This is a genomic window from Pseudoalteromonas sp. 19-MNA-CIBAN-0066 (genome assembly GCF_040308705.1).
Taxonomy (GTDB): Bacteria; Pseudomonadota; Gammaproteobacteria; order Enterobacterales; family Alteromonadaceae; genus Pseudoalteromonas; species Pseudoalteromonas nigrifaciens.
This window is the reverse complement of the sequence record NZ_JBEONZ010000371.1, coordinates 1-243: the sequence shown is the minus strand read 5'-3', so window position 1 is coordinate 243 and position 243 is coordinate 1. Positions and strand designations below refer to the sequence as shown.

Genomic DNA, 243 nt, shown 5'->3' with positions numbered 1-243 from the left:
GTTGAAATAACAAATGTGCAATTTGATAATAGCCCATTTGTAGCGCCTAAGCCTCGCTGGCAAGAAAAAGCAAAATCTATTTTCAAAATAGAATTAACAGGTGAGTATAAAGGGGTTTCGCTTGCAGAAACCGGCCTTGAAAAATTACGGATTTTTATCAATGGCCAATGGCATCATACACTTAAAGTTTACGAGCTACTGTTCAAACATAGTATTGGTATTGCTATAGACAATGGCGATGAA

General features: G+C 36.6%; 1 protein-coding gene. It reads left to right on the top strand.

The window, feature by feature from the left end; all coding sequences use genetic code 11:
* A partial coding sequence (locus AAEZ18_RS19475; protein ID WP_352256093.1) for a type VI secretion system baseplate subunit TssF occupies positions 1 to 243 on the top strand: 243 nt, incomplete at both ends.